Source organism: Streptosporangium subroseum, assembly GCF_900188345.1.
Classification (GTDB): domain Bacteria; phylum Actinomycetota; class Actinomycetes; order Streptosporangiales; family Streptosporangiaceae; genus Streptosporangium; species Streptosporangium subroseum.
Genome location: NZ_FZOD01000139.1, coordinates 1 through 5,071, shown reverse-complemented (window position 1 = coordinate 5,071; position 5,071 = coordinate 1). Strand labels below are relative to the sequence as shown.

Genomic DNA, 5,071 nt, shown 5'->3' with positions numbered 1-5,071 from the left:
TCCAACTCGAAACACACCGCCTCGGTGAGACAGAGCGTGTCGTCCACATCAATCACCACGGCGCGGATCACCCCGCAAAGGTAACGTGACGCAGCGCCGCACAGACTCGCAACCCCGCCGACAGATCGACTATCGCATCGGCCGGCGCCCATCGGCTTTTCGACCGGAGAACGCTTCGTCGTGCGATATCAGGCCGACGCCGTCTCGTGCCATCCGTGCACACCGACTACGGCATCGGCCAGATAGAGGTCCAGACCCGCCACGGTGTAGGGCACCGTGTTGTCCGGTAATGCGTCGACGGGCACCCATTCGATCCGGGCGCACTTGTTCGGCTCCGCGTTGACGGCCTCGCCTTCCCAGGTGTCGGTGGCGAAGAAGAACCCGATCCTCGGCTTACCCACGGGCGACAGATGGTGGACAACGGCGACCGCCCGTAGACGGTCGGGGTCGATGGTGACCCCGACCTCCTCCCGAGCTTCCCGAACGGCGCATTCGATCACGGTTTCCCCTGAGTCCAAGTGCCCGGACGGCAGACAGAACAGCCCGTCGGCGTAACCGGTGCCGTCCCTCAGACACAGCAGGATCTGACCTGCGCGTTCGAGGATCACATGAACGTCAACGGTGACCTGCTGGCGCTGCGCCATGGAGCCGACCTTACCCGCTGAGTGACTCACCTCGGTTCCGGCAGGTCCATCGACGCGAGCCTGGCCGGGTCGGTCATGACCGCGATGCCGACGATCCGGCCGTCGACGACGGTGAACGCGATGACCGAGAGTGGGGCGCCGTCCTCGCGCCAGGACACGATCCCGGGAAGGCCGTTGACCAGCACCTCTCTCCCTCGCGCCGCTGCGCCGGCGGACAGCCGCGCGCCGGCGGCTACCTCGGTGGCGCCAAGGATGACGACCACACCATCGGGGGTGTCGACGGTCAGCTTCACCTCGGGGTCGAGCACGCGCAGCAGCCCTTCGAAGTCGCCGCGGCGAGCCGCCGCCAGGTAGGCCTGGACGACCTGGCGCTGCTCCCGTCCGGTGACCGTCGGCCGTTCGGTCGCCTGCACCTTCCTGCGGGCGCGGCTGGCGAGCATCTTGGTGGCGTCGGTGGACTTGCCGAGGATCTGGCCGATCTCGTCGAACGGCACCGCGAACAGGTCGTGCAGCACGAACGCCAGCCGCTCGCTCGGCCCGAGCGACCCCAGGACGACGAGCAGCGCGAGCCCGACCGAGTCGGCGAGCACCACGTCGTCCTCAGGCGCGGGGCCGTCGTCGACCGTCACCACGAGTTCGGAAAGCCGGTCGTCGTAGGACGCCTCAGGATGGGCCTGGCGTGATCGCAGGACGTCGAGGCTGATCCGGCCGACCACCGTGGTCAGCCAGCCGGCGAAGTTGTGGATGGTCTCCGTGTCCTGACGGGAGAGCCGCAGCCAGGCCTCCTGGACCACGTCCTCGGCGTCGGCGTGCGACCCGAGCATGCGATGGGCGACCGCCCGCAGCCGGTCGCGCTGGGCCTCGAACGCCTCGGCCACTAGGTCCGTCGGGCTGGTGTCGGACATGTTGTTACCTTCCTCGGATCTGCCTCGTCATGGGTGATGACGAGCCCGGATGGGCGCAGGTAACCGATGAAGGGGCAAAACCCATGGAAGCACGTATGAAGGGCACCGCGAATCCCGACGTGTCCACCGCGATCCAGCACCTCTACAAGGCGATTCACGCCGGTGGCGTCGACCCGCGCCTGCTCGAGCTGGTCCACCTGAGGGCCAGCCAGATCAACGGCTGCAGCCCGTGCGTATTCGCCGGGATCGCGTCGGCCAAAAAGCACGGAGAGACCGATGAGCGGCTGCACAACGTGGTCGCGTGGCGCGAGACGCCCTTCTTCACCGAGGAGGAGCGGGCAGCGCTCGCGCTGACCGAGGCCGCCACCCGGATCCAGGACGGCGCGCCGGGCGTGACCGACGAGATCTGGGACGCCGCCGCCGCTCACTTCGACGAAAAGCAACTGTCCGCGATCACCCTGGAGATCGCGCTGACCAACTTCTACAACCGAATCAACCGCACGATCCGCGAGCAGGCCGGCAAGACCTGGTGAGCCGGGCGGGGCGTCATCCGTCCGGGGGCCGCGTCTCCCCGCGATCAAAGGATGACGCCCCACCGACCAAGACGCCGAGGGCAAGAACCAGACAACTCTGAAGGGGGATCGTCCCATGCCGACCCGGCAGAGGCAGGCGAACAGCTCTTTGAGGGGCCCGGATGAGCAATCGTCCGGGGCCACCGCCGAACGACAGATCACCCGCCGCCCAGGATCAAAGCCCGGGGCTGATCATCGACACCCCTGACGGGTGAAGTTGGAGGTTCGGCGACGGCCTCCGAAGTGGCCGAGCTCGCCGGGGTTGGTCGCACCAGGCCGGACCTGTGCGCGTCCGCCCATCGTCCGAGCGTGAAGAGCTGTTCTCGAAGGGAGTGCCCCACCTCGGTCAGCGAGTACTCCACCCGTGCCCATGGCGGACCCGACGTCGTACGGCTGACGAAACCCGCCTCTTCCAGACCTCGCAGAGTACGGGTCAGCATGCGTCGGCTGATGCCTTCGATCGCTCGGTCCAACTCGTTGAAGCCGTGGCCGCGTTCGGCGAGTAGGCGGATGACCGCAGGACTCCATTTGTCGCCGATCCGGCGTAGCAGCCCCGTGACCGGGCAGTTTTCGTACGTCGCGACCGTGACGACCGTGCCGGCGCGGGCCTCGGCGGGATCAGTGGACAAGAATGTGCCTTCTTTCTACCGATAGGCAGTCCGGTCGAGGATCAGAATATGCACACGATCGAGTTGGGCGATGTCTCGGTGACGATGGTCCCGCACTTGGACAACCGGCCTCTTTCCCCCGCCGAGTTCTTCCCCGGAGGCGACCCGGAATTGTGGGAGGCGAACAGGTCCTGGCTCAGCCCGGCGCACTGGGACGCCGAGGCAGACCGCGTGCGGGTGGCCGTGCAGTCGTGGCTGCTGCGCAGCGGTGGCCGCACCATCATCATCGATACCGGTCTGGCCGTCGATACCGACCGTCCCGGAGTTCCGGCCGGTGCCTCGCTCCCGGCCGCGCTGTCCTCCGTCGGCGTGGCACCAGCCGACGTGGACCTCGTCGTCTGCACTCATCTGCACGCCGACCATGTGGGAGGGAACACTCACCTTGATGAAGGAGGCGAACGGGTCCCGGCCTTCCCCAACGCCCAGTACCTGCTCTCCCAGCCCGATGTGGACTTCTTCAACCCCAGCGCCCTCACCGAGGAGCCTGGTCGCAGCGCCATCGTCTATGCCGAGTCGATTGAGCCGATCCTGCGCGCGGGGCAAGCGCTCATCTGGGATGACAGCCACATCATCGACGAAAACCTGGAACTCGCCCTCGCACCGGGTCACACACCGGGACACGGCGTCCTGACGCTCACATCAGGCGATGACCGTGCGATCTTCGTCGGTGACCTGCTCCACGCGCCTGTGCAGTTGCTGGCACCGGACTTGTCCAGTTGTTTCTGTCACGACCCCGCCGCGGCGGCACAGACGCGTCGCAAGGTGTTGCAATGGGCCGCCGACCACAACGCGCTCGTGATCCCCGCACACTTCGGTGGCGCCCGCGCCGTGGAGATCGAGCGGAACGGCTCCGGTTTCGCGCCGCGACGCTGGGCAGGGTTCTCCGAAGATGTGCCTTCTCCTTAGGGCCGACCCGGCGGGGACCGGCTGGCCCTTGCGAGAAATCCCGCACCCTGTGGGCAAGTGCCCCATGGACGAAAAGAGTCACTCCACCAAGGGCCCGGAGTCTCGACCGGGCCGGCCGGGGTGAGTGAGCGCAAGCCCTACCCCAACGACGAAAGAGACATCAACTCGCAAACCGCTCTCTCAGACGGAACCAGAACGGAACTGGGGAGGTCTTCGGGAGTCGAACCTTACGGCCGCCGGGTGCGGATGCGGCGTGGTCGCCACCGATACGGCCACCGTTCAGCTCGAACCGACGCCGCGGTCTTCGCGCCGCATGTCCCCGCCGCCCGGGGTCCCCTCACCGAGGCCGTAACGCAGGAGCACAGCGCCCTTGGACGAGGTGACGGGCGGCTCGAGGAGCACCAGGTTGGCAGGCACCGCACCGCCGTCGAACACCTTCTTGCCGATGCCGAGCACGATGGGGAAGAGCCACAGGTCGAGCCGGTCGAAGAGGCGCTCGCGCAGGAGGGTCTGTACCAGGTTCAGGCTTCCGATCACGTGGACGTGCTCGTGCTTGTCACGCAGCTCGTGCACGGCGCTCACCAGGTCGGGTCCCAACTGCGTCGAGCCAGCCCAACTCAGATCCGGGTTGCCTCGCGAGGCGACGTACTTCGGGATGCTGTTGAACAGCGTGGCGATCCCGCCATCAACGCCGTCGACCTGGTTCGGCCAGAACGCGGCGAAGATGTCGTAGGTCCTGCGGCCAAGGAGCAGGGCGTCCATGCCCTCCATTCCGGCGCCGACGTGCCGGCCGACCGTCTCGTCGAACAGGGGCGCCTGCCATCCCCCGAACGGAAAACCCTCAGAGTCCTCCTCGGGATCACCCGGTGCCTGGCCTACGAGGTCGAGCGTCGCGAACAGGTCGACGTGGATCGTGCCCATGATGTCCTCCTCCTTGTGTTCCGGCTTGTGTGCCGCACGAACATAGACCGGCGTCAGGACGCAAACTCATCGAACGATCGCCAAAAAACCACGGCCCCTGTCCACCCCGCCTGCCATCGGCCCACCGCGGAACGGCAGCGGGCCGGTGACGGAGATGCAAGCCCGGCTCGACGTGTCCCCGCGCCTGTGCACCTTCCACGGTGGAGTTGCCGGTGATCAGCGCTTCCAGTTCCCGCAGGCAGGATTGGCCGATGGAAAGCCGGCGCCGTTCAACGGCCTTCAGCTCTTCGGTCTCGATGACGACCTGCGCGCTGCGAAACACGCGGGCTGTCAGGGGCAGGTTGCGAGGGCCCCGCAACTGCTAACCCCGGATGTGGCCGCCTTCGAGACGCGCCACGGCGTCGACCACATCCGGGAACGCGTCGATGAACGCGTCGACATGGTGATCATCGAAG

7 protein-coding genes are annotated in these 5,071 nt (G+C 67.0%); 3 read left to right on the top strand and 4 right to left on the bottom strand.

From position 1 onward, the window contains the following. Positions 1–188: 188 nt before the first annotated feature. Both CHC08_RS47540 and CHC08_RS47535 read right to left on the bottom strand, forming a co-directional pair. On the bottom strand, positions 189–644 hold the full coding sequence (locus CHC08_RS47540) for an NUDIX hydrolase (protein WP_089213927.1): 456 nt from the start codon (positions 642–644) through the stop codon (positions 189–191). 26 nt (positions 645–670) lie between these two features. Further along, positions 671–1,549, bottom strand: a complete 879-nt coding sequence (locus tag CHC08_RS47535) for a sigma-70 family RNA polymerase sigma factor (protein WP_089213926.1) — start codon at positions 1,547–1,549, stop codon at positions 671–673. Between the two features lie 83 nt (positions 1,550–1,632). On the opposite strand from CHC08_RS47535, the gene CHC08_RS47530 reads away from it, so the two are divergent. After that, a complete protein-coding gene (locus tag CHC08_RS47530) occupies positions 1,633–2,082 on the top strand; it encodes a carboxymuconolactone decarboxylase family protein (protein ID WP_089213925.1) in 450 nt (149 codons plus the stop codon). Between the two features lie 197 nt (positions 2,083–2,279). Here the strand turns inward: CHC08_RS47530 and CHC08_RS47525 are convergent, their stop codons facing one another. Next, positions 2,280–2,750 carry a winged helix-turn-helix transcriptional regulator gene (locus tag CHC08_RS47525; RefSeq protein WP_089213924.1) on the bottom strand — a complete coding sequence of 157 codons (471 nt, stop codon included), beginning with the start codon at positions 2,748–2,750 and terminating at the stop codon, positions 2,280–2,282. Between the two features lie 48 nt (positions 2,751–2,798). On the opposite strand from CHC08_RS47525, the gene CHC08_RS47520 reads away from it, so the two are divergent. Next, positions 2,799–3,695, top strand: a complete 897-nt coding sequence (locus CHC08_RS47520) for an MBL fold metallo-hydrolase (RefSeq protein ID WP_089213923.1) — start codon at positions 2,799–2,801, stop codon at positions 3,693–3,695. A 279-nt stretch (positions 3,696–3,974) separates the two neighbouring features. On the opposite strand, the gene CHC08_RS47515 is transcribed toward CHC08_RS47520, so the two are convergent. Next, positions 3,975–4,616, bottom strand: a complete 642-nt coding sequence (locus CHC08_RS47515) for a dihydrofolate reductase family protein (RefSeq protein ID WP_089213922.1) — start codon at positions 4,614–4,616, stop codon at positions 3,975–3,977. A gap of 154 nt (positions 4,617–4,770) precedes the next feature. Here CHC08_RS47515 and CHC08_RS47510 point away from each other — a divergent pair. Continuing rightward, a partial coding sequence (locus tag CHC08_RS47510) for a hypothetical protein (RefSeq protein WP_143653717.1) occupies positions 4,771–5,071 on the top strand: 301 nt, incomplete at its 3' end.

Excerpts from the sequence above, each read along its gene's own strand:
- CHC08_RS47540 (WP_089213927.1), bottom strand. The coding sequence starts at position 644 with ATGGCGCAGCGCCAGCAGGTCACCGTTGACGTTCATGTGATCCTCGAA.
- CHC08_RS47535 (WP_089213926.1), bottom strand. The coding sequence starts at position 1,549 with ATGTCCGACACCAGCCCGACGGACCTAGTGGCCGAGGCGTTCGAGGCC.
- CHC08_RS47530 (WP_089213925.1), top strand. The coding sequence starts at position 1,633 with ATGGAAGCACGTATGAAGGGCACCGCGAATCCCGACGTGTCCACCGCG.
- CHC08_RS47520 (WP_089213923.1), top strand. The coding sequence starts at position 2,799 with ATGCACACGATCGAGTTGGGCGATGTCTCGGTGACGATGGTCCCGCAC.
- CHC08_RS47515 (WP_089213922.1), bottom strand. The coding sequence starts at position 4,616 with ATGGGCACGATCCACGTCGACCTGTTCGCGACGCTCGACCTCGTAGGC.